General features: G+C 62.4%; 15 protein-coding genes, 1 tRNA gene and 1 pseudogene. 8 read left to right on the top strand and 9 right to left on the bottom strand.

Annotation, left to right across the window (positions count from 1 at the left end):
• Nucleotides 1–9 precede the first annotated feature (9 nt).
• From NCG91_RS16655 to NCG91_RS16675, 5 genes are all read left to right on the top strand, one after another.
• Nucleotides 10–3,174 (top strand): efflux RND transporter permease subunit, encoded by a 3,165-nt coding sequence (locus NCG91_RS16655; protein ID WP_251350464.1) that lies wholly within the window; start codon nt 10–12, stop codon nt 3,172–3,174.
• A 1-nt stretch (nt 3,175) separates the two neighbouring features.
• A complete protein-coding gene (gene adeC / locus NCG91_RS16660; RefSeq protein WP_251350465.1) occupies nt 3,176–4,624 on the top strand; it encodes an AdeC/AdeK/OprM family multidrug efflux complex outer membrane factor in 1,449 nt (482 codons plus the stop codon).
• Between the two features lie 62 nt (nt 4,625–4,686).
• On the top strand, nt 4,687–5,301 hold the full coding sequence (locus NCG91_RS16665; RefSeq protein ID WP_251350466.1) for a TetR/AcrR family transcriptional regulator: 615 nt from the start codon (nt 4,687–4,689) through the stop codon (nt 5,299–5,301).
• Nucleotides 5,302–5,403: 102 nt separating this feature from the next.
• A tRNA-Pro gene (locus tag NCG91_RS16670) sits at nt 5,404–5,480 on the top strand.
• 315 nt (nt 5,481–5,795) lie between these two features.
• Entirely contained in the window at nt 5,796–6,047 is a 252-nt protein-coding gene (locus NCG91_RS16675) for a hypothetical protein (protein ID WP_251350467.1), read from the top strand.
• A gap of 28 nt (nt 6,048–6,075) precedes the next feature.
• On the opposite strand, the gene NCG91_RS16680 is transcribed toward NCG91_RS16675, so the two are convergent.
• The gene (locus NCG91_RS16680; protein WP_251350468.1) at nt 6,076–6,357 is read right to left on the bottom strand and encodes a hypothetical protein; all 282 of its coding nucleotides are present in this window, start codon (nt 6,355–6,357) and stop codon (nt 6,076–6,078) included.
• Between the two features lie 1,045 nt (nt 6,358–7,402).
• Between NCG91_RS16680 and NCG91_RS16685 the strand changes: the two genes are divergently transcribed.
• Nucleotides 7,403–9,415, top strand: coding sequence for a S9 family peptidase (locus NCG91_RS16685; RefSeq protein WP_251350469.1), 2,013 nt, complete (start codon nt 7,403–7,405; stop codon nt 9,413–9,415).
• A gap of 180 nt (nt 9,416–9,595) precedes the next feature.
• Nucleotides 9,596–9,889 (top strand): DUF6916 family protein, encoded by a 294-nt coding sequence (locus tag NCG91_RS16690; RefSeq protein ID WP_226941017.1) that lies wholly within the window; start codon nt 9,596–9,598, stop codon nt 9,887–9,889.
• Between the two features lie 75 nt (nt 9,890–9,964).
• On the opposite strand, the gene NCG91_RS16695 is transcribed toward NCG91_RS16690, so the two are convergent.
• From NCG91_RS16695 to NCG91_RS28145, 4 genes and pseudogenes are all read right to left on the bottom strand, one after another.
• The gene (locus NCG91_RS16695; protein WP_251350470.1) at nt 9,965–10,498 is read right to left on the bottom strand and encodes a phage tail protein; all 534 of its coding nucleotides are present in this window, start codon (nt 10,496–10,498) and stop codon (nt 9,965–9,967) included.
• 48 nt (nt 10,499–10,546) lie between these two features.
• Nucleotides 10,547–11,080 (bottom strand): phage tail protein, encoded by a 534-nt coding sequence (locus NCG91_RS16700; RefSeq protein ID WP_251350471.1) that lies wholly within the window; start codon nt 11,078–11,080, stop codon nt 10,547–10,549.
• A 30-nt stretch (nt 11,081–11,110) separates the two neighbouring features.
• Nucleotides 11,111–11,479, bottom strand: coding sequence for a phage tail protein (locus NCG91_RS16705; protein WP_251350534.1), 369 nt, complete (start codon nt 11,477–11,479; stop codon nt 11,111–11,113).
• Nucleotides 11,480–11,512: 33 nt separating this feature from the next.
• A pseudogene (locus tag NCG91_RS28145) lies at nt 11,513–11,644 on the bottom strand (phage tail protein); the annotation flags it as partial.
• A gap of 560 nt (nt 11,645–12,204) precedes the next feature.
• Here NCG91_RS28145 and NCG91_RS16715 point away from each other — a divergent pair.
• Entirely contained in the window at nt 12,205–18,855 is a 6,651-nt protein-coding gene (locus NCG91_RS16715; RefSeq protein ID WP_251350472.1) for an IPT/TIG domain-containing protein, read from the top strand.
• A gap of 66 nt (nt 18,856–18,921) precedes the next feature.
• On the opposite strand, the gene NCG91_RS16720 is transcribed toward NCG91_RS16715, so the two are convergent.
• The 4 genes from NCG91_RS16720 to NCG91_RS16735 form a co-directional block, all read right to left on the bottom strand.
• Nucleotides 18,922–19,950: an acyl-CoA dehydrogenase family protein gene (locus tag NCG91_RS16720; RefSeq protein ID WP_251350473.1), complete on the bottom strand. Its 1,029-nt coding sequence runs from the start codon at nt 19,948–19,950 to the stop codon at nt 18,922–18,924.
• Nucleotides 19,951–20,109: 159 nt separating this feature from the next.
• Entirely contained in the window at nt 20,110–20,739 is a 630-nt protein-coding gene (locus tag NCG91_RS16725) for a hypothetical protein (RefSeq protein ID WP_251350474.1), read from the bottom strand.
• Nucleotides 20,740–20,955: 216 nt separating this feature from the next.
• Nucleotides 20,956–21,636: a hypothetical protein gene (locus NCG91_RS16730; protein WP_251350475.1), complete on the bottom strand. Its 681-nt coding sequence runs from the start codon at nt 21,634–21,636 to the stop codon at nt 20,956–20,958.
• A 343-nt stretch (nt 21,637–21,979) separates the two neighbouring features.
• Entirely contained in the window at nt 21,980–24,058 is a 2,079-nt protein-coding gene (locus NCG91_RS16735; RefSeq protein ID WP_251350476.1) for a methyl-accepting chemotaxis protein, read from the bottom strand.
• Nucleotides 24,059–24,091 lie beyond the last annotated feature (33 nt).

Consider the following 24,091-nt stretch of genomic DNA (forward strand, 5'->3'; position numbering starts at 1 on the left):
AGAATATTAATGGCCCGTTTTTTCATTGACCGCCCGATTTTTGCCTGGGTGGTCGCGATCGTCATCATGCTTGCCGGCGTGATTTCGATCCTCAGCCTGCCGATCGCGCAGTACCCGAGCATTGCTCCGCCGTCGATTTCGATCAGCGGCTCCTATCCTGGCGCCTCCGCCAAGACCGTGGAAGACGCCGTTACCCAGGTCATCGAACAAAAGATGAAGGGTATCGACGGCTTGCGCTACATGGCCTCGTCGAGCGATGCCACTGGCGGCATCAGCATCACGCTGACGTTTACCAGCGGCACCAATCCCGACATCGCCCAGGTGCAGGTACAGAACAAGCTGCAGCTGGCCACGCCACTGCTGCCGACGGCTGTCACGCAGCAAGGCTTGGTCGTGTCGAAAGCGACGAAGAACTTCCTGATGGTGTTCGGCTTCATTTCCGAAAACGGCAAGATGGACCAGACCGACTTGAGCGACTATGTGGCCGCCAACGTCGTCGATCCGCTCAGCCGCGTGCCCGGCGTGGGCGATGTGACACTGTTCGGTTCGCAGTACGCCATGCGTATCTGGCTCAATCCGGCCAAGCTGCAAAGCTTTAACCTGACCCCGGCGGACGTGATCACGGCCGTGCAGGCGCAGAATGCGGAAGTGTCGGCCGGTGAGCTGGGCGGCACGCCGTCCATCAAGGGCCAGCAGCTGAACGCGACCGTGTCGGCGCAAAGCCGTCTGCAAACGGTGGAGCAGTTCGGTGCCATCTTGCTGAAAACCACGACCAACGGCGCCATGGTGTACCTGAAGGACGTGGCCAGCATGGAACTGGGTCGCGAGAACTACAATACCGTGGCCCGCTACAACGGCCATGCGGCAACCGGCGTGGCGATCAAGCTGGCGACGGGCGCCAACGCGCTCGATACGGCCAATGCGGCGAAAGCCATGCTGGGCAACCTGAGCAAGCAATTCCCAGAAGGCATGAGCTACCAGGTGGCGTTCGACACGACCCCGTTCGTGAAACTGTCCATCGAAGAAGTGGTCAAGACCCTGGTCGAAGCAGTGATCCTGGTCTTCCTGGTGATGTATCTGTTCCTGCAGAACTTCCGCGCCACCCTGATCCCGACCATGGCCGTGCCGGTCGTGCTGCTGGGTACCTTCGGTATCCTGAACGCGTTTGGCTATTCGATCAATACGCTGACCATGTTCGCCATGGTGCTGGCCATCGGTTTGCTGGTCGACGATGCCATCGTGGTGGTGGAAAACGTCGAGCGCGTGATGAGCGAAGAGGGCTTGTCGCCGCTGGAAGCGACGCGCAAGTCCATGACGCAGATCACGGGCGCGCTGGTCGGTATCGCCATGGTGCTGTCGGCCGTGTTCGTGCCGATGGCCTTCTTCGGCGGTTCGACGGGCGTGATTTACCGCCAGTTCTCGATCACGATCGTCTCGTCGATGGTGCTGTCCGTCGTCGTCGCGCTGGTGTTTACGCCAGCCTTGTGCGCCACCCTGCTCAAACCGGTCGAAAAAGGCCATCACGCGACGAACAAGGGCTTCTTCGGCTGGTTCAACCGCAGCTTCGATAGCAGCAGCAACAAGTACCAGGGCCTGGTCGGCAGCATGATCCGCCACCGCGCCCGTTCGATGCTGTTGTATGTGCTGTTGCTGGCCGGCCTAGTGTTCATCTTCATGCGCCTGCCGACCTCCTTCCTGCCGGAAGAAGACCAGGGCATCCTGTTTACGCAGATTCAATTGCCGACGGGCGCCACGCAAGAGCGCACCCTGAAAGTGATCGAACAGGTCGAAGACCACTTCATGAACAGCGAGAAAGACAACGTCGCTTCCGTGTTTGCCGTCGCCGGTTTCAGCTTCGGCGGTAACGGCCAGAATACGGGTATCGCCTTCGTGCGCCTGAAAGACTGGTCGCTGCGCAAGGACGTGGCGCAAAAAGCGCCGGCCGTGGCCGGTCGCGCCATGGGCAAGTTGTTGCAGATCAAGGATGCGATGGTGTTTACGTTTGCACCGCCTGCTGTGCTGGAACTGGGTAACGCCACCGGTTTCGACATGCAGCTGCAGGATATCGGCGGTGTCGGCCATGACGCCCTGATGGCGGCGCGTAACCAGTTGCTGGGCATGGCGTCGCAGAATCCGGCCATGGTGGGCGTGCGCCCGAACGGCCAGGAAGATACGCCGCAGTACAAGATCGACATCGACCAGCAGAAAGCTACCGCGCTGGGCCTGCAGATCTCGGAAATCAACCGCGTGCTGAGCGTTGGCTGGGGTAGTTCGTATGTGAACGACTTCCTCGACCGTGGCCGCGTGAAGAAAGTGTTCATCCAGGGTGACGCCAGTTCGCGCATGCTGCCGGAAGACTTGAACAAGTGGTTCGTGCGCAATACCGCTGGCCAGATGGTGCCGTTCTCGGCCTTCGCTACCGGCAAGTGGATTTACGCGTCGCCACGCCTGGAACGCTACAACGGCTTGCCGTCGGTAGAGATCCTGGGTACGCCGGCGCCGGGCCAAAGCACGGGCGCCGCCATGAATGCGATGGAAGAAATGGTCGCCAAGCTGCCGCCAGGCATCGGTTTCAGCTGGACCGGCGTGTCGCTGGAAGAGCGCGAATCCGGTTCGCAGACGCCGCAGCTGTACGCGCTGTCGCTGCTGATCGTGTTCCTGTGCCTGGCCGCGCTGTATGAAAGCTGGTCGATTCCATTCTCCGTGCTGCTGGTGGTACCGCTGGGCGTGATTGGCGCCGTGCTGGGCACCTGGTTCTTCGGCCTGTCGAATGACGTGTACTTCCAGGTGGGCTTGCTCACGGTGGTGGGCCTGTCGGCGAAGAATGCGATTCTGATCGTCGAATTCGCCAAGGAAATGCAGGAATCGGGCATGTCGCTGCTGGACGCGACCTTGCATGCGGTGCGTCTGCGTCTGCGTCCGATTCTGATGACCTCGATTGCCTTCGGCCTGGGCGTGTTGCCACTGGCTATTTCCAGCGGCGCCGGTTCCGGCAGCCAGAACGCCATCGGTATCGGCGTGCTGGGCGGTATGTTGACGGCCACGTTCCTCGGTATCTTCTTCGTGCCGGTGTTCTTTGTGCTGGTGCGCGGCTTCTTCTCGAAGCCGGACGCGCCCGCCACGCCGGCGACGCCTGGCTCGCCAGCCGTCACGCTTTCTAAGGATGCGCATTAATATGAAAAAAACGCTACTCTCCATGGCGGCACTGGCCTTGCTGGCCGGTTGCAGCCTGGCTCCCACGTATGAGCGTCCGGCAGCGCCGGCGCCCACGGCGTGGCCGACGGGCCCTTCCTACAAGGCCGACACGGCCGCCGCCGACGCCAAGCCGGTGGCGGACGTCGCCTGGCGCGAGTTCTTTGCCGATGCGCGCCTGCGCCAGGTACTGGAACTGGCGCTGGCCAACAACCGCGACCTGCGCGTCTCGATCCTCAACATCGAGAAGGCGCGCGCCACCTACGGCATCGAACGCGCCGCGCTGATCCCGACCCTGTCGGCGTCCGGCGGCCAGACGGCCAGCCGCGTGCCGAAGAACGCCAGCGCCAACGGCGAAGCGTCCATCAACCGCCAGTACACGGCGAACCTGGGCGTGTCGGCTTACGAGCTGGACTTCTTCGGCCGCGTGCGCAGCCTGTCCGACAGTGCGCTGGAGCAATACCTGGGCACGGAAGAAGCCCGCCGCGCACAGCAGATCAGCCTGGTGGCCGAAGTGGCCAGCACCTATCTGAACCTGGTGGCGGACCAGCAGCGCCTGCGCGTGGCGCAGGACACCCTGAAGAGCCAGCAGTCGTCGTATGACCTGGCCGTGCGCCGCTTCAGTGCCGGTGCGACTTCCGGCCTGGACAAGTACGATGCCCAGACCAGCGTCGAGTCGGCCCGTTCCGACGTGGCCGTTTACACGAGCCAGGTTGCGCTGGATCAAAACGCGCTCGTCCTGCTGGTGGGCGGCCCCGTGCCGGCCGACCTGCTGCCGCAAGGCGAGTTCGGCGCCGTGACGGCCCTGGCGGACATTCCGTCCGGCGTGCCGTCGGACGTGCTGCAACGCCGTCCCGACGTGCTGGCGGCGGAGCGCACCTTGCGCGCTGCCAACGCGAACATCGGCGCGGCGCGCGCGGCGTTCTTCCCGCGCATTTCGCTGACGGCCACGGCCGGCTCGCTGAGCGACAACCTGTCGGGCCTGTTCAAGGCGGGCAGCGGCACGTGGAGTTTCATTCCGCAGATCAGCTTGCCGATCTTCGATGGCGGCGTGAACCGCGCCAACCTCGATATCGCCAAGGTGCAGCGTGAAATCTCCGTGGCGCAATACGAAAAGGCGATCCAGGTCGCCTTCCGCGAAGTGTCCGATGCGCTGGCCCAGCGCGGCACCATCGACGAGCGCCTGCAATCGCAGGTCTCGTTGGTCGAGGCGTCGACGAAGAGCTACACCATCCACGACGCGCGCTACAAGCAGGGCGCCGAGTCCTACCTGAACGCCCTGGTGGCCCAGCGCGCGCTGTACACGGCGCAGCAAAGCCTGATCACGGCGCGCCTGGCCAAATCGACCAACCTGGTGACCTTGTACAAGGTGCTGGGCGGCGGTTGGCAGCCTGAGCAGACAGCCGTCGCGGCGGCTGGCGGCGTCCAATAATCACGGGGACGCCGACGCCGGCCTTGCCCGCAAGGGCAGGGCCGGCGCGCTACTGGAAAATCATGAACCAAGTTGAAAAGAAGCATCCGGATCCCGAGCGCGCCAACACGCGGCGCAAGCAGGTGCTCGATGCGGCCGAAAGCTGTTTCAGCCGCCGCGGCTTCCACGGCGCCAGCATGGCCGAGATCTCGAAAGCGGCCGGCATGAGCGCGGGCCATATCTATAATTATTTTGACAGCAAGGATGCGATCATCGCCGCCTTCGTCATGCAGAATACGGAGCGGGTGTCGAACCTGATGCAGGACCTGGCGCAGCGCGAAGACCCGCTGCAGGCCGTGATCGACAATGCGGGCGAGCATGTGCTCGAAGCGCTGGACCCGACAACGTGGATGATGCCGCTGGAAATTTTCGCCGAAGCATCGCGCAATCCGGTGATCGCCGACATGCTGCAATGCTCGGACCAGCGCTCGCGCCAGTTGTTTCTCTCTATCATCCGCGATGCGCGCATCAAGCGCGGCTTGCCGGCCGATGAAGAGATGCTGGAAGGCCGCCTGAATGCCCTCGTCGCCATGTACCAAGGCTTGCCCGTGCGCTTCATTCACAATCCGGACGTGAAAGTCGAGCCGCTGATCGCCGGCTTCCGCATTGTCCTGACGGCGCTGCTGCTGAACGAATAGGCCGCTTGCCAGGGCCATGCAAAAAAGTTTGCGCAGTTCGATATGAATCATGCGCAAAGCATGGCAAAAACCTAAAAGCCTCTGCTATAATTCCCACCTCGTCGGGGCGTAGCGCAGCCTGGTAGCGTACATGCATGGGGTGCATGGGGTCGGAAGTTCGAATCTTCTCGCCCCGACCATTAGATTCAAGGAGTTACAGCGCAAGCTGTATAGAAACCCAGTACTGTATATTATACGTTTGTATAATATCGGTGCTGGGTTTTTCCGTTTACATCACGTATGATTTTCGTTGCCGTATGCCGATGTCCGCTATCGGCCTATTGTGTTGAAAAACGCAGGTACGTTGACATTCAGATAGAAATTTTACCCGCCTAGACTGGCCGGAACCGCTGCTATTGAACGCGTGCCGACTGCTTGGATGTCTGAGACATCCCGAACTTGTTGCCGCTCGACTTCTTCAACACAATTGGCCAAGAGCGGACGGATGAAGGACAATGAAACCGCGTCGAGTAGAGATAGGCATGGTAAAAATAAACACAACAGGAACGATCATAAATTCTGAGCACCCAACTCATCAGGTTCGAGTTGAGTATGATCCGGAAAAAACAGGAGGCTATTTCATCTTTGAATGGTGGGGTGGTCGTGGTGGTCCAAATCCCAATAGTGCTTTTGATTCATGGGTGGAGACTTTGAGTGACGTGTCTCAGTTTATTGCCGAGACTGGATGGGAAATCCGTTGGCAATAAATATAAGGCTGAAACCGGCCAGGAGCAGTCATAGAGTTAGATCGACCTCATGAGAAAAGCACGTGATTTTACGGCTAGGCCCGCTACTCACCACCGTGGCGCTGCCATTGACGGTGGTGTTGACCTGATCCGGCAAGAGCAGCAATTTGCGTGCTTCGCCGGTTTTCCTGCGGGACTCTTCAGTGGCTGAGATGGAAATGCCGATGTGGCCTGTGTATGCCTGGAAGCCCTTAACGACGGTTTCGTAGCACAGCGCGAGTTCCTTGCTGACCGGCACGTAATGCATCGCCGCCAGCATGGGCGCTTCCACGGCCCGTATCCAGCAGAGCACCTCGTGGCTGTCGCTGATCTACTTCCGTCACGTGTGAAAAATGCACACGGGACCTGACCGCGGGCCGGAATGTGCGAGTTGCGATATGGTAATAAAATGTATTTCAGACTGATTTCTTGTAATTCATTGAATTTTAATTTCATTGTATGAATTATTGCTTTCAAATAGTGGGATTTTATTTTGTTTGGAACTGATATGAAAAATAAAGGTATTAAAAGGGGATCCTTGATAACGTTTTGTGGTTTTTTAATTGCTGGATCAATGGTGCTGATGAGTTTTGAATCGAGAAATTATTTTTTTGATTTATTTGCAAAGCTTGGTTTTGTGGTATTTTTTTTCGGAATGATTGTTTCTATCTACGACTTCCTCAAAAGTAAGTAACTTATGGCTGTGTCGATGAAATGGAACCTTATGGTTGATGCGCGAAATTGCGCCATATCATCAGATAAAGTTATGTTGTTGATAGTGGAGGCGATTTTCGAGCTACGCTAGACTACTGATATGGAATGAATATTCTGACGACTTGAAAACTGGAGTCTGCCAGTCATTTCAAGGAGCGATGAGCCACTGGCATCATCCGGCAGTGAGCATGGGATGGGAAGCTGCGAGAAAAAACGGGGGCGAAAATGTATGATTTTTGCAGAAAAAACACCGCGACATGCGGGCTTGAATACCTGTTGGAACGTACTGTATATTATATGCCCCACTCTCTATATAGCGTCCATGCGGGTTACGGCTTGGTGTCGTCGTGTAGGGTGCATGGGGTCGGAAGTTCGAATCTTCTCGCCCCGACCATTGGATTCAAGGACTTAGGCCACTCTTCGGAGTGGCCTTTTTCTTTTTGTGCGCCGTCGCCATGACAGCATGCATCATCTGCTGTGCCTTTCATCTCCCGTTTCCACCCTCCTGTTCCCCGATTTTCGTCCCCTGTCGCGTAGTCAACCTGGCAATACGGCTTTGGCCTATGATGTGCTGGCACATGCACGTGTGAAGTTTCCCTTCATTCATCAACCATGAGGTGTCCATGATTCGCTATGTCCTGCCTGTCCTGTTGTTCGCCAGCGCACTGCCGGCGCACGCCCAAGCTCCTGTCAATGACACGCCGCTGATCGAGCGGGCCAAGCTGTTTGGCAATCCCAGCAAGTCCGGCGGGCGCATCAGCCCGGATGGCAAGTGGCTGTCGTGGATCGCGCCGCGCGACGGCGTGCTCAATGTGTGGGTGGCGCCGGCCAGCAATCCGGCGCAGGCGCGCCCGCTGACGGAAGAAAAGGTGCGTCCCATCCGCAGCAGCTTCTGGTCGCCCGATTCGAACACCCTGCTGTTCATCCAGGACAAGGGCGGCGATGAAAACTTCCTGCTGTACGGCGTGAATGTCGTGAGCGGCAAGCAGGTCAGTTACACGCCGTTCGAGAAGACCCGCGTGCGCGTGATCCAGATCAGCAGCAAGGTAAAGGACCGTATCTTGATCGGCATCAATAACCGCGATGCGCGCTGGCACGACGTGTACAGCCTGGACCTGGCCAGCGGCAAGCTGACCCTGGTGCTGCAGAACGATGGCTATGGCGGCTATGTGGCCGATGAGCTGCTCAACGTGCGCATCGCCAGCAAGGCGCGCGCCGATGGCGGCATGCAGTACTTCCGCATCACGGACGGCAAGGCCGAGAGCACGCCGCTGGCCGAGGTCGGCCTGGAAGATGCGCAGACGACGTCGCCGCTGGGCTTTACGGTCGACGGCAAGACCTTGTACTGGACCGATTCGCGCGGCCGCAATACTTCGGCGCTGCTGGCGCAGGACGTGGCCAGCGGCAAGACCACGGTGGTGGCGCAAGACCCGCGCGCCGACATTTCCGACGCCCTGTACGACACGCGCACTGGCAGGGTGCAGGCGTATTCCGTCGACTATCTGCAGCACGAATACCTGCCGCTGACGGATGACCTGAAGGCCGACCTGGCCTTCCTGAAGAAGCATGCCAAGGGCCAGTTCAACGTGACGTCGCGCACGGACGCCGATGACAAATGGCTGGTGGGCGTCGATGCCGTCACGGCGCCGGCATCGAGCTGGTTGTACGAGCGCAAGAGCAAAAAGCTCACGCAGCTGTACGTGACGCGGCCCGAGCTGGAAGGCGCGCCATTGGTGCCCATGTATCCGCAGCAAATCAAGGCGCGCGACGGCCTGACCCTGGTGTCCTATCTGACCTTGCCTCAGGCATCGAAGGCGGGTGCCGGCGGCGTGCCGTCGCAGGCGGTGCCGATGGTCCTGCTGGTGCATGGCGGCCCGTGGGCGCGCGATACCTATGGCTATAACAGCTACCATCAATGGCTGGCCAACCGCGGCTATGCGGTGTTGTCCGTGAATTACCGGGGCTCGACGGGCTTCGGCAAGCAATTCATCTCGGCCGGCGACCTGCAGTGGGGCCGCAAGATGCATGACGACTTGCTCGACGCCGTGCAATGGGCGGTGAAGAGCGGCGTGACGACGGCCGACAAGGTGGCCATCATGGGCGGCTCGTATGGCGGCTACGCCACCCTGGCCGGCATGGCGTTTACGCCGACGACGTTTGCCTGCGGCGTCGACATCGTCGGCCCGTCGAACCTGTTCACCCTGCTGCAAACCATTCCGCCGTACTGGGAAGCGGGCAAGCAGCAGTTCTACAAGCGCATGGGCGACCCGACCACGGAAGAGGGCAAGGCGCTGCTGAAGGAACGCTCGCCGCTGAACTTTGCGCAGAACATCCAGCGTCCGCTGCTGATCGGCCAGGGCGCGAACGACCCGCGCGTCAACGTGGCTGAATCGGACCAGATCGTGGCGGCCATGGCGGCAAAGAATATTCCCGTCACCTACGTGCTGTTCCCCGACGAAGGCCATGGCTTTGCCCGGCCCGTGAACAACATCGCCTTCAATGCGGTGACGGAAAACTTCCTGGGTCAATGCCTGGCGGGCCGCGCCGAGCCGATCGGCGCCACGCTGAAGGCGTCCACCGCGCAGGTCAAGCACGGCGCCGGGTTTGCGCCGGGGCTGGAAGAGGCGATGCGGTAGGCGGAGAAAGCCGCGAGGCAGGCACTGCACAGGCGGCCGGGGCGGATGTCCTTGGCCGCCTGTGTGCCGCCGAGTGCGGTGGTGACGGCGTTCATGTCAAAAACTGTGTAAAAGCGGCAATGCTTCCATTAGAATAAATCATTGCTTCAATTACACAGCCCATGAAATGGAATGCCTGCAATGATGAATGTATTGACCCTGGAACACTTTGCCGCGCGCGTCAACGACACGTTTATCTCGGTCGGCGACGGGAATGCCGCTTTCATCCTGAAGGAGGCGCGCCCGTTGCCGTCGGCCACGCTGGAAGGCCTGTTGCGGGCGCCGTTCAGCTTGTTATTCCATAACAGTTCCCCCATCCTCTTCAGCCAGAAAATCTTTCAGCTGCAGCATGATGCATTTGGCGAGGTGGGTATCTTCCTGGTGCCGGTGGCGCGTGACAACCACGGCTTTCTGTATCAGGCCGTGTTCAACTGAGAATGCCGCTGATGCGGGGCAGGCAGGGCCAGGCGGGGGAGCCCGATGGCGCCGCCTGCCCTGGGCATTCAAGCCTCAATCAAACGCGGGAAACTCGCCCTGCAGGGCGATGCAGAAATTTACCGCCAGCAGGGGCTGGCGATTTTCATGCGCCTGGCCGCCACCCGCGCTGCCGATGGTCAGTGGCGACAAGGTGACGTTCGGTGTTGCCGCGGGCACGAACGCGTTCGTGCCCGTGATGCTGGTCAGGCCATCGCCATTTTGCGGCACGTTGCGCTGCAGGGTGGCATTGGTCTGGCGGCTCAAGGTCAGTTGATGGGTGTGGTTGGGAATCTCCGTGAGATTCAGCTGGACGGTATTGCTGCCGAACGTTTCGCCCATTACACGCTGCGTCAAGCCTGGCCCCTGGCCCTGGCTGCAGGGCGCGCGTCCTGTGAAGTTGGGCAACTGGAAGGTGTTGACGCCATCGCCGCCATATTGCGTGCCGATTAATGAAAACAGGGCGCTGAATTGCCTGATCTGCAGGGTGGCGCCATTACAGCTTGCCCACCCAGCAGGGGTGAAATTGAAGCCAAAGACTTGTATTTCGCCAAGATATGGTGATGTCACGGTAGGTTCTCCTGATCGATTTTATGGGCTGCGCTTGCGTGCTGGCTGTTATTGTTGGGATGGGTAAATACCTGCCCATGCGATGCAAAACGAGGCGGTCAGGGTAGGCATGGTGTTGTCATGCGGCAAGCTGCTGCCGGCAGTCCCCGTTGCTGCAGGCGCCATGTCATAGGTCGTGAGGCCAGCCAGGCTGCTCGTGTACATCTTGTCGTTATTGACCGGTGCCGCCAGCTGTGCGCTGGTGCCTGGCGTGTTGACCGTCGCCAGTGTGCTGATCGCACTGAAGACGTGCGTATGCGCAGGCATCTGGGTCGGCAGCAAGGTCACCGTTTCGCTGCCCCCCTTCTGCCCCATGACCCGGGGTGTCAGGCTAGGGCCGGTGCCCTGATGCAAAGGCACCTGGCCGCGCAGGTCGGGTACACCGAATGTATTGACGCCGTCGCCGCCATAGGTGGTGCCCAGCAGGGTATATAGCACCTCGTTATTGGCGATGGACTTCAGGCTGCCGTCGCAGGCAAACCAGCCTTGCGGTATGCGGGGAAAGGAAAACAGGCGGATCTCGCCGACATAAGGTGTAGTCATGACTTTGCTCCGTGGGAAGTGGCTGGCATGTTAGTTGCGCGATGGGAAGACGCCGTTCAGGGCGATATTGAAATTGAGTACCTGGAAGGGCTGCATATTGTTATGCGGCAGGCTGCCGCCTGTCTGGGCCAGGACCAGGTTGTTCAAGGGCACTTGCGGGCCTGCCGTGCCATAGATGGCTTCCGTGCCGCTGCCGCCATACAGGGTGTTGGTCGGATTCTTGGTGGTGCCTGGCGTGGTCAGCGCATTGGCCGCGTGCGTATGCGGTGGAATCTGACTCAGTGTCAAAGTGATAGCTTCCGCGCCGTTACGGGCGCCGACCTGGTAGGGGACGGGTTGCCAGGAAGCGTCCACCGAACTGCCCGAGCCGACAGGGGTGCTGCCTTGTAAATTTGGCAATGCAAAGTTGGTCGTGCCGTTCCCCCCGTAAAAGGTACCCAACAGGGCAAACAGTGCCTGATTCTGCGTAATTGGCAGCAATTGCCCGTTACATGCTGCAAATCCACGCGGTGCAAACGCAAATCCGCTCATCATGATTTGTCCCAAATACACTTCAGCCATCATCGTTCTCCCGCTGTTGGAATGCTATTGAATGTTAAAAAAATAATATTTTCCATTTGCAATCAATATTGTTTTTTGAAAAACCCTTTTTGTTATAGTTACTTTATTGAAAACTCGAGGTAGCATACGTTGTCGTATGGCAAGCGTCAACATCTGTTGGCTCTATGGAAGAGCCCTGAATAGGGATCGCTTGCAGCCTGAATCCATGGTTCTTTTTGACTAAAAAACTCTGTATTGGAGAAATCATGTTGCGTATTTGCAACGATATCGTCGCCCGTCCGGCACTTTTTTTGTTCCTTGCTTTTGTCGCAGGAACTCGAGGGCCTGCAGCGGCTCGCCGGGTAGGCCTGGCATCAGCGTTTGGCCGTTTTCTGCATTGCTGCGTTGCGCTGTGCCTGCTGATGCTGGCGCTTGGCGCTGGCCCGGCGCAGGCAGCCAACGGCGATCCGAGCACGAAATGTATTCCCAATCAGAGGAGTTTTACCGTCGCATCAGGCGACTCCTATGTCATCGATTTGTCGCTGTGTAGCTCATTTGGCCTGACGGACAATGGCGCGACTGCCTTGCACGGCACGATTACTGGTCTCGTCAATAACGGTACCGGTATTGCGACCTATATCAATAATGGCGACGGGGCGCTGTCCGACAGCTTTGTCCTGTGGGATGAAGACAGCAAGGCGGTGACTTTTACGGTGACCGTCCTGCCCCCTGCGGCAGCCTTCACCGTGACACCTGGCAGCATATCGGCGCCCGTGATCGGCGTGGCGTACAGCCAGGCGATGTCGTCGACCGGCGGTGTCGCGCCTTACAACTACGCGCTGGTGTCTGGTGCTTTGCCACCTGGCATCACTGTGTCGTCCAGCGGCGTGATTTCCGGCACCGTGACGGCGACCGGTGCCTATGTGTTCGGCATCAAGGTGACCGACTCGACCTCAGGCACGCCGCTGACCGTCACCAAGAATTACTCCGTGTCGATCGCCGTGCCCACCCTGTCCATCACGCCCACGGTGCTGGCGGCAGGCGGATTGTCGGTGCCCTACAGCCAGCAGATGTCGACCGCGAACGGCACCGGGCCCTTTGCGTATGTGGTGGAATCGGGCAGCCTGCCGGCGGGCCTCACCCTGTCGGGCAGCGGCTTGCTCTCGGGCACGCCCGGTGCTTTGGGCACCTACAACTTTGTGATGAAATCGACGGACAGCACGGGCGGCAATGGACCATACAACACGTCCAGAAGCTATTCCCTGGTGATCAATGCCCAGCCGCCGCCTGCCGTCACAGGTGTGTCGCCTGCGCTCGGTCCGGTTAGCGGCGGCACCGCCGTCACCATTACCGGTACCGGCTTTACCGGCGCAACGGCGCTCAAATTCGGCAGCAACAATGGCCTCAGCGTTACCGTGCTCAATTCCACGACCATCACCGCCACGTCGCCAGCCGGCACCGGCGTCGTGAACGTATTCGTCACTACGCCAGGCGGCACCAACGCCGCCGATCCGTCAAACCAGTTCACCTATGTTCCGGCACCAGCGATCACCAGTATTTCGCCGACGGCGGGCCCAGGCGGTGGCGGCACCACGGTCACCATCAACGGCTCGAACTTTACCGGCGCGACGGCGGTGACCTTCGGCGCGACGGCGGCGACCGGCTACACGGTCAACAGCGCCACGCAGATCACGGCGACGGCGCCAGCCGGTACGGGCACGGTGGATGTGCGCGTCACGACGCCCGGCGGCACCAGCGCCACCAGCGCGAACGACCAGTACACCTTTGTGGCATTGCCGACAGTGACGAGCATTTCGCCCACTGCGGGGCCGGCAGGCGGCGGCGCCACGGTCGTCATCAGTGGCACGAACTTTTCCACCACGACGGCGGTGACCTTCGGCGCCACGGCGGCGACCGGCTTTACGGTCAACAGCGCCACGCAGATCACGGCGACGGCGCCAGCCGGCACGGGCACGGTGGACGTGCGCGTCACGACGGTCGGCGGTACCAGCGCCACCAGCGCTGCGGACCAATTCACCTACGTGGCAGCACCGGTGGTGAGCAGCATTTCGCCCACGGCCGGTCCCATCGTGGGGGGGAGCACGGTCACCATCAGCGGCACGAATTTCAGTGGCGCGACGGCGGTGAGATTCGGCGCTACTGCCGCCATCGGCTTTACGGTCAACAGCGCCACGCAGATCACGGCGACGGCGCCAGCCGGCACGGGCACGGTGGATGTGCGCGTGACCACGTCGGGCGGCACCAGCGCCAGCAGCGCGGCCGATCAATTTACCTACGTGGCGGTGCCGACGGTGACGAGCCTGTCGCCTACTGCTGGCCCCATCGCAGGCGGCAGCACGGTCACCGTCAGCGGCACGAATTTCAGTGGCGCGACGGCGGTGACGTTCGGTGGCACGGCAGCCATCGGCTTTACCGTCAACAGCACCACGCAGATCACGGCGACGGCGCCAGCCGGTTCCGGCACGGTGGATGTGCGCATCACCACCATCGGCGGCACGAGCGCCACCAGCGCGGCGGACCAATTTACGTACGTGGCAGTACCGGTGGTGAGCAGCATTTCGCCCACGGCCGGCCCGGCTGCCGGCGGCACCACGGTCACCATCAGTGGCACGAATTTCAGTGGCGCGACGGCGGTGACCTTCGGCGCCACGGCAGCGACGGGCTTTACGGTCAATAGCGCCACGCAGATCACGGCGACGGCGCCAGCCGGCGCGGGCACGGTGGACGTGCGCATCACCACCATCGGCGGCACGAGCGCCACCAGCGCGGCGGACCAATTTACGTACGTGGCGGCACCGGTGGTGAGCAGCATTTCGCCCACCTCCGGCCCGGCTGCTGGCGGCACCACGGTCACCATCAGCGGCACGAATCTCAGTGGCGCGACGGCGGTGACGTTCGGTGGAGCGTCCGCCTCCGGCTTTACCGTCAACAGCGCCACGCAGATCACGGCGACGGCGCCAGCCGGCACGGGCACGGTGGACGTACGCATCACCACCACCGGTGGCACGAGCGCCACCAGCGTGAATGACCAGTTCACGTATGTGGGCGCACCGGTGGTGAGCAGCATTTCGCCCACGGCCGGTCCCGCCGTGGGGGGGAGCACGGTCACCATCAGCGGCACGAATTTCAGTGGCGCGACGGCGGTGACGTTCGGCGGCACGGCAGCGGCGGGCTTTACGGTCAACAGCGCCACGCAGATCACGGCGACGGCGCCAGCCGGCACGGGCACGGTGGACGTGCGCGTCACCACCATCGGCGGCACGAGCGCCACCAGCGCGGCGGACCAATTTACGTACGTGGCAGCACCGGCGGTGAGCAGCATTTCGCCCACCTCCGGCCCGGTCACTGGCGGCACCACGGTCACTGTCAGCGGCACGAATTTCAGTGGCGCGACGGCGGTGACGTTCGGCGGCACGGCAGCGGTGGGCTTTACGGTCAACAGCGCCACGCAGATCACGGCGACGGCGCCAGCCGGCACGGGCACGGTGGACGTGCGCATCACCACCACCGGTGGCACCAGCGCCACCAGCGCGAACGACCAGTTCACGTATGTGGGGGCGCCGGTGGTGAGCGGTATTTCCCCGTCCTCCGGTCCAACGACGGGCGGCAGCAGTGTCGTTATCAGCGGCGCGGGCCTTGGCGGCGCGACGGCAGTGACGTTTGGCGGTGCGGCGGCGACGAGTTTCACCGTCAATAGCGCCACGCAGATCACGGCCACGGCGCCAGCTGGTGCCGGCACGGTGGACGTGCGCGTCACCACTGTCGGTGGCACGAGCGCCACCAGCGCGTCGGACCAGTTCACCTACGTGGTGGCGCCGGCAGTCAGCGGCATTTCACCTGCCTTCGGCCCCATCGCCGGCGGCACCAGCGTGGTCATCACCGGTACCGGCTTTACAGGTGCCACGGCAGTGCGATTCGGCGGCAGCAATGCCGGCAGTTTTGTTGTCAACGGCGCCACGCAGATCACGGCCACGAGTCCATCGGGCAGCCTGGGCGTGGTGGACGTGAAGGTGACCACGGTTGGCGGCACCAGCGCCAGCGGCGCGGCGGACCAATTTACGTATATCCCGACCGGTGTCATCACGTTTGCGACACCGACCGCGGCATCCGTTCCATTGGGCAACAACTTTAGCAATGCGGCGACCTCCAGCCTGACGGGCGGCAGTTATGGCGCCTTGAGCTATGCCAGCTCGAACGCGGGCGTGGCGACTGTCAGCGGCACCGGCGTCATCACTCCGGTCAGCGCCGGCACCAGCATCATCACCGCGACGCAAGCCCCGGTCGCCGGGGTCAATGCCCAGGCAACGCAAACGTATACCTTGACCGTGACCTCGGCCATCGGCGTCACCCCGGCCAGCTTGTCGGGGGCAACCGTTGCCACCGCGTACAGCCAGCAACTGACGGCCAGCGGCGGTGTCGGTCCGTACACGTTCGCGATAACGGGCAGCCTGCCTGCCGGCATGAGCTCGAACGCCAGCGGCGTCTTGAGCGGCACGCCCACGGCGGCTGGCGATTTTGCGCTGGTGGTGCAAGTGACGGATTCGCGTCAATTCACGGGGACGAAGAGCTACACGCTGTCCGTCGCTTCGGCGGTACTGGCGCTGAACCCGGCCAGCTTGCCCAATCCGACGGCGGAAGCGGCCTACAGCACGACCCTGACGGGGACGGGCGGCACGGCGCCGTACAGCTATGCCGTGGTGGGCACCTTGCCCGTGGGCCTGAGCCTGAATACGGCTACGGGCGTGCTGTCCGGCACGACGAATGCGGCGGGCAGTTTCCCGTTCAGCATCAAGGTCACCGACAGCAGCACGGGCGTGGGGGCACCATTCAGCCTCAGCAAAAACTACACGCTGACGGTAGCTGCGCCCACCCTGACCCTGACGCCGGCCAGTTTGGCGGCGATCCGCGCGGGCGACGCGTATAGCCAGCCATTCACGGCGGCCGGCGGTGTTGCGCCTTACGTGTACTCCCTGAGCAGCGGCGCTTTGCCGACCGGCCTGGCGCTCGACGCGGCGACCGGCATCGTCAGCGGCACGCCGACGGTGGCGGGCAGCTTCGCCTTCACCTTGCAGGCGAAGGACGCGCACCAGTTCACGGTGCAGCAAGCGCTGACCCTGCAGGTGAACCAGGCGCCGCCACCGGTGCCTAATGAAACGGCGACCACCTCGGCCAACCAGGAAGTGAGCCTGACCATCGCTTCCACGGATGGCAGCCCAATCACGGACGTGACCATCGTCACGCCGCCGCAGCACGGGCGCGTTACGGTGGTCTCGAGCGGTGCCTCGGCGCGCATGGCGCGCGCCGTCGCCGGTGCGAGTTTCAAGGTGACGTATGTGCCGAATGCCAACTACTTCGGTCCGGACAGCTTCAGCTACACGGCGACGGGTCCAGGCGGCACCTCCGCGCCGGCCACGGTCAGCGTGACGGTGGCGCCGCAACCGGTGCCGGTGCCTGTCGCCAAGACGGCGACGGTATTGGCCGGCACGCCGGTGACCCTGCAGGTGACGCAGGGCGCCACCGGCGGCCCGTTCACGGCCGTGGCCATCACCACGCAGCCAGCCAGCGGCACGGCAGTCGTCAATGGCATGGACATCGTCTACACGCCAGGCATCAACACCAGCGGCGACATCAGCATCGGCTACACCGTGTCGAACGTGTTCGGCACCTCGGCGCCGGTGAAAGCGACCATCAGCGTCAATCCGATGCCGCAGGTGGCCAGCCAGAGCGCCACGGTGGTGGCGGGCCTGACGGTGACGGTCGACCTGACGGCGGGCGCCACGGGCGGCCCGTTCACGGCGGCCAATGTGCTGAGCGTGGCGCCGGCCGAGGCTGGCAAGGTGGTGGTGCGCGACGTGGGCACGGCCGGCAAGCCGTCGTACCAGCTGAGCTTTGCGGCTTCGGGCAAGTTTGCCGGCGCGGCCGTCGTCAGCTATACCCTGAGCAATGCCTTTGCCACCTCGAAGCCGGGCGTGGTCAACGTCACCGTGACGGCGCGGCGCGATCCGTCGCTCGATCCGGAAGTGATCGGCTTGCAAGCGGCGCAAGCGGATGCGGCGCGGCGCTTCGCCACGGCGCAGCTGTCGAACTTCACGCAGCGCCTGGAAAGCCTGCATGGCGATGGCTGGGGACGGTCGAACTTTGGCCTGAGCCTGACGCCGCCGAACGACAGCGGCAATCCGACGGCGGCGCTGGCGCGCTGGCAAGAGCAGGAAGCGGACCGCGTGTTCGGCACGGCCGTAAAACCGTTCATGCGCAAGGCGTCCCTGCGCCAGCCCGATGCCGGTTTCAGCAGCGATAAGCCAGTGGGCGGCACGGATGTCAGCCAGGCAACGAATGGCTTGCCGGACATGCCGCAGAAGCCGGACACGCAGAAGCAGGCGTTGTCGCTGTGGCTCGGTGGCGCGGTCGATTTCGGCCAGCACTATGTGAATGGCCGCGACACGGGCTTCCGCTTCCGCACGAATGGCGTGAGCGTGGGCGGCGATTACCGCTTGAGCGACCTGGCGACCCTGGGCGTGGGCGCCGGTTTCAGCCATGACCGCAGCGACGTGGGCCAGAACGGCAGCCGCAGCACGGCCGACAGCGCCGTGGCGGCCGTGTATGGCAGCCTGCGTCCGAGCAAGGGCGTCTTCCTCGACGGCGTGCTCGGCTACGGCACCCTGCAATACGACGCGTCGCGCTACTTGACCGATGGCAGCGGTTTCGCCACGGGCGAACGCGACGGTAAGCAAGTGTTCGGTGCGTTGGTGGGCGGTATCGAGATGCGCCAGGAAACCTGGATGTGGTCGCCGTATGGCCGCGTGGAACTGATGTCGGCCAAGCTCGATCCGTACACGGAGAAGGCGGCGGGCATCAACGCCCTGAGCTACTTCAAGCAGACGGTGCGTTCGCGCATCGGCGCGCTGGGCGTGCGGGCCGAGGGTATCTATGTCGGTGGTCTGGGCACGTGGTTCCCGCGTGCGCGGCTCGAGTACCGCCACCAGTTCCAGGGCGCCGATGATGCGCGCCTGGCGTATGCCGACCTGGTGGCCGACGGTCCCGTGTACGTGATCCGCACAGTGCCGCAGCAGACGGGCAACTGGACGGCGGGCCTGGGCGTCAAGCTGCTGTTGTCGAACGGCATGACCATCACGCTGGACTACAACAGCAATCTGAATATCGATAGCGGACGTACCCAGTCGGTGATGTTCGGTATCGCCATGCCGCTCAAGTAATCAGTCAGCCTTCAGGCTAGCCCTGATCGCCGGCCCGGAGTCCATCCGGTCCGGCGATTTTTTTTGTCACAGCGACCAAGGATGGTCTTCTGCGCCGGCGACGATGCCGCCCAGCACGGACTGGTCGCGTTCCGCGTGGCTCTGGCGCAGGTACACGGGCAGGTCGGCAGCCAGGCGGGCGAAACGGGCATCGCGGCACAGGGGGCCAGCGCCCAGCGCCCGCGTGGCCAGGTGCAAGACCAGGGTGGCGGCATCTTCCGTTGCCAGGCGCAGGCGCAGGGCCAGTCCCATGGCGTCGCGTTGCGGGTGCAGGTCGATGTCGGCGGCGCCTTCGCGCAGCAGGGCGCCGGTGGCGCGCAAGACGCAATCGATTTGTCCCAGCTGCGCCAGGCGGACGGGGTCGGGCGCGGCGTGTTGCGCGCGCGCATGCAGGTGGCTGGCGACGGCGCAGGCCGCGCCATACCAGGCGGCCGCGATGCCCGCGCTGCCATGCCAGTAGCCGGGCCGCTGCAGATAGGCGCCTGGCGCGCCCACGGGAAAGGCGCGCGCGGCAGAAAAGGTCACGTCGACGCTGGCGCAGGCATGCATGCCGACGGCTTGCCAGCCTTCGTCCGTGACGTGCACGCCGGGCTGCGACAGGGTCACCGAGGCCAGGCAAGCCCGGCCAGCGTCGTTCCAGCAGCTGACCAAAGCATGGCTGAGGCCCTTCGCCCCGGCACACCAGGCCTTGCGTCCGTCGAGCACATGGCGGCCCTCGGCCGTCTGCCGCAAGCGGACGCGCGCGCCCGGCAGGTCCGCGCACCAGACGCCCCAGCTGCTGCCGGCCGGCACGGCGGAGCCGCCGATTTCCGCCAGGATGGCGAGCGCATCGGTATGGCCTTCATACAGCTTGAGCAGGGAGAGGTCGACGGCGGCGATGGCGGCCAGCATTTGCCAGCGCTGCAGGGTGGCGCCGTGGCCGGGCAGGGGCAGCTGGTCCAGTCCCGCGTCGCGCAAGCGCCGCAAGCCTTCGATGGGGTGGAAAGCGCTGTCCTGAGGCTGCAGCAGGGCGTCCAGTGCAGCGTGGGAGGGCAGGGGAAAGGCATGGTGTGACATGGCAAGCTCCTGTTTTTCTACAGGATAGCTTTTTATTTTTGCAATGTCTGTTTGATTTTACACAGATACCCGCTCACGCTAGCGAGTCCATGAAGCGGCGGGCGAGAAGATGCACCGTGGCAACTGCAGGGCCGGGCGGCCCCGCAGCTGATCACGCGCTTATTTTTTCACGTAGTGCACGTCCAGGACATACACGCCCTTTTCCGGGTCCAGCACCACCGAGTACAGGTCGTTGCCGCGCAAGGACAGGCCGCCGGGGACGCTCAGCGCCGCGTGCATGCCCTCATCCCACATGCACGATTCGCCATTGTCCACCTTGACGCACCATTGCTGTTTGCCATCGCGCAATACATATTGCACGGTGGCGCCGCTGCGCTGGAAGGTATAGGCCGGCACCGACGAGGTGAACTTGTCGACGCGCAAGTTCGTTGCCGCGGCATTTTCCGCCAGCTTGATCGGCATGTCGGCTGTACCGTCCGGCTTGCCGGTGATTTTCGCGCTCATGCCGTCCGTCGCGACCACGGGGCCGGTGCAATCGGCCTTGAAGTAGGTTTCGCCGGTCGGCGTCAGTTCCAACGAACCGCTGCCGTCGCTCTTGAGCGCGACGACGAGCACTTGCCGGTCGTGATCGTCACACGCCGATTGCCACGTGCCAAGATATGCGGCCAGTGGCGAGGTGGAACCGGAATCGCCGGCAAGCTGCTGCGCCGAACTACCCCCACCGCCGCCACCGCAGCCGGTCAGGAGTGCCGCGGTCGAGCCGACCAATACTGCCAATATTTTTTTCATTCAGAGTCCTTTTTATCCGGCAGCGGTGCGTGCCGTCAACGCGGCCTGATTATAGGATTATTAATAGGAAGGAATTCTCACCGAATCTATCGCTGACTTGATTTGGATCATGTCGCGGCAATCCGCTGAAATGGTTTGCGGGAATGAAGGGAGGATGTGGTGTAACTGGTGCGCATTGCGCCGCTCACGCGACGCAATGGCTGATTACTGACTGATTTATTGTTTTACATAGTGCATATCGAGCACATAAGCACCGTCTTTCTGCATCACGGTAAACAATTCGTTACCGCGCAAATAAAAGCCGCCGTTGCCACTTACTGCCTGTTGTATGCCGGTATCCGGGATGTCCGTGGTGTCGCCACTGCCATCGGTGATGCGCCAATTGGGTTTGCCATTGACCAGCACCGTGGTGACGGCCGGGCCCGTAATCTGGATGGTGTGGGCTGGCAGCGACGATACGACCTTGTCGATGCGGATGTCCGTGGCAGGGCTGTCCGCCGTCAGCTTGAGCTGGATATTGCCTGCGCCATCCGGCGTCGCGGTAATCTTTTCACTCGTGGTTTCCGTAAATTGCACAGGGCCGCTGCAATCGGCAGTGCTGAAGGTTTCATCGTAGGTCGATATTTCCAGGGCGCCGCTGCCATCGTTCTTGAGGGCGACGACGAGGCGCTGGCGGAAAGAGTCGTTACATGCGGGAGTCCAGGTGCCAACATAGGCGGCCAGTGCGGGAGGAGGCGGAGGTGCGACCACCACTGGAGGGGGCGCTACCACCACTGGCGGGACCGCTACGTCTGCATTGCCGTTAGCACTACCATTAGCGCTACTGTTTCCGCCGCCACCGCAACCAGTCAATACCACTGTGCCCGATACCATTAATAAAGCCAATACTTTTTTCATCCGTGATTCCTGTAAATCTTCAACCGGCTGGAAGCGTGCCGTATACGCGGCGATATTATAAAGTACATGCGTATCTTATTTTTGTGAAATTTGAAATTGGCCGCAATGCCGGTATTGAAAATGGTCATCGGATAAATTCCGGCAGGAGCGGTAGAACATTCTCCTGGTGCTGATGCGGCGGGAAATAAAGGAAGGTAATCTCACGTGCGGCCATTCAATGGCGCCGAGGAGAAACAGGCGGGTGCCACGCCGAATCCGGCGCGAGGCAGGTATTGAGTTGGCCGTTTATAAAATTCGTGCCGGCGCCTGAATCTGGCGCCGGCGGCCGCCGGAAAGGTCCGGCTTAAAACTCTTCCCAGTCATCGCCTGCCGGCGCCTTGGCTGGCGCATGCTGTGCTGCTTGCGGCTTGGCAACACTCAGGCGTTTGGCTGGCGCGGCGGTCTTGGGCGTCACGGCGCGCGGCGCTGCTGGCGCTGCAGCTGGCGTTGCCTGGCGCGCCTGCTCGCCCAGCTTGAACACGCTGACCACCTCGGCCAGATGGCTGGCCTGGTCTTGCAGGCTTTCGGCGGCCGCCGCCGCCTCCTCGACGAGGGCCGCGTTTTGCTGCGTCACGCCATCCATCTGCGCCAGCGCCTGGTTGACCTGGGCGATGCCGTCGCTTTGCTCGGTGGTGGCGACGCTGATGTCGGCCATGATGGCGGTGACCTTGCGCACGCTGTCGACCACTTGCTCCATGGTGGCGCCCGCTTCATCGACGAGCTTGCTGCCGGCGGCCACCTTGCCCACGGAATCGTCGATCAGCAGCTTGATTTCCTTGGCCGCCGCGGCGGAGCGCTGCGCCAGGTTGCGCACTTCCGTGGCGACGACGGCGAAACCGCGCCCCTGTTCGCCCGCGCGCGCCGCTTCCACGGCCGCGTTCAGCGCCAGGATATTCGTCTGGAAAGCGATGCCGTCGATGACGCTGATGATGTCGACGATCTTGTTCGACGAGTCATTGATCGACGTCATGGTTTCTATGACTTTGCCGACCACTTCGCCGCTCTTCTGTGCCACACTCGATGCGGAAGCAGCCAGTTGATTCGCCTGGCGCGCATGGTCGGCATTTTCCTTGACGGTGCCCGTCAGTTCTTCCACGGAGGCAGCTGTTTCTTCCAGCGAGCTGGCTTGCTGTTCCGTGCGGGCCGACAGATCGTTATTGCCTTGCGCAATTTCCGCGCTGGCGCGCGCCACGTTGTCGGCACTGGCTTGCACTTGCAGCAGCACGGCGTGGATCTTTTCCACGAAGGCGTTGAAACCCTTGCCGATGACGGCCAGCTCGTCGGTGCCCTTGACTTCCAGCTTGACGCGCAGGTCGGCGTCGCCGCTGGACAGGTCCGTCATGGTGCGGCCCAGAGTGCGCAGCGGGCGCGTCAGCTGGTTGACGACGAGAATCAGAATGCCGGCCGTGGCTGCCGCGCACAGCAGGGCAACGATCAGCGTGTAGACCATCAGGTCGCGCGCCGAGGCGGTGGCCACGCTTTTCGGGAAATTCAGTTCCACGCTCCACGGCGCGATGTCGGGGTGGATCTGCAGCGGCTGCAGCAAGTGGATGTAGCCCTTGTCGTCCTCGTATTCATACGCCTGGCCCTGGCGTACCTTTTCCAGGCCGGCGGCGGGCACGTCGTCCGCCTTCTTGCCCAGCCGTGCAGGTTCGGGGTGGCTGGCGTACAGGCCGCCGTTCGAGATCAGGGCCAGCTTGCCGCCCTCGATCACTTTCAGGTCGGCGAGGATTTTCGCCAGGCGCGTGAGCATGAAGTCGGCGCTGGCCGTGCCCTTGAAGCTGCCGTCGATCATGATGGGCGCCACCAGCGAAGCCATCAGCACATCCTTGCCGTCGACGGGGTAGATATACGGTTCCGTAAAGTAAGTCTTTCCGGTGCGCTTGGGCACGTCGTACCAGTCGTTGGCGCCCGCTTTCGGGTCGAAGACGATGGGTTCGACTTGCAGCTTGCCGCCGGCGCCCCGTGTCCAGTAGGGCATGAAGCGGCCGCTGGCGTCGTAGTTCGGTTTCTGGTTGGCAAACTCCGCATCCTTGCCGTCGAGTGCGTTCGGCTCCCACGTCACGGCCGAGCCCAGCAAGTCTTCCGAGCTGGTCAACGTCGCCTTGGTCAGTTCATTGATCTGGTCGCGCTGCAGGGGCAAATTCGCGCCCTTGGTGCCGCGCATGGCGCCGGCCAGGCTGCTGACGCTCGACAGGTTGCTGGCGATGCGGGCCTGCAGCGCACCGGCCACTTCGCGTGCCGAGGTGCGCGCCAGTTCCAAAGCAGCCGCCTCGGCGCTGGCGCTGCTCTTGTAGCCGATCACGGCCGCCGTGACGCCGAGGCTGAGGATGGCGAGCGCGGTGGCGGCGACGCAGATTTTACTGTTCAGTGATAGTTGCATGAGGCTGTTCCTTGATGGGGAGGGGTATCGGTG

The sequence above is a fragment of the Janthinobacterium kumbetense genome (genome assembly GCF_023703445.1).
GTDB lineage: Bacteria > Pseudomonadota > Gammaproteobacteria > Burkholderiales > Burkholderiaceae_D > Janthinobacterium > Janthinobacterium kumbetense.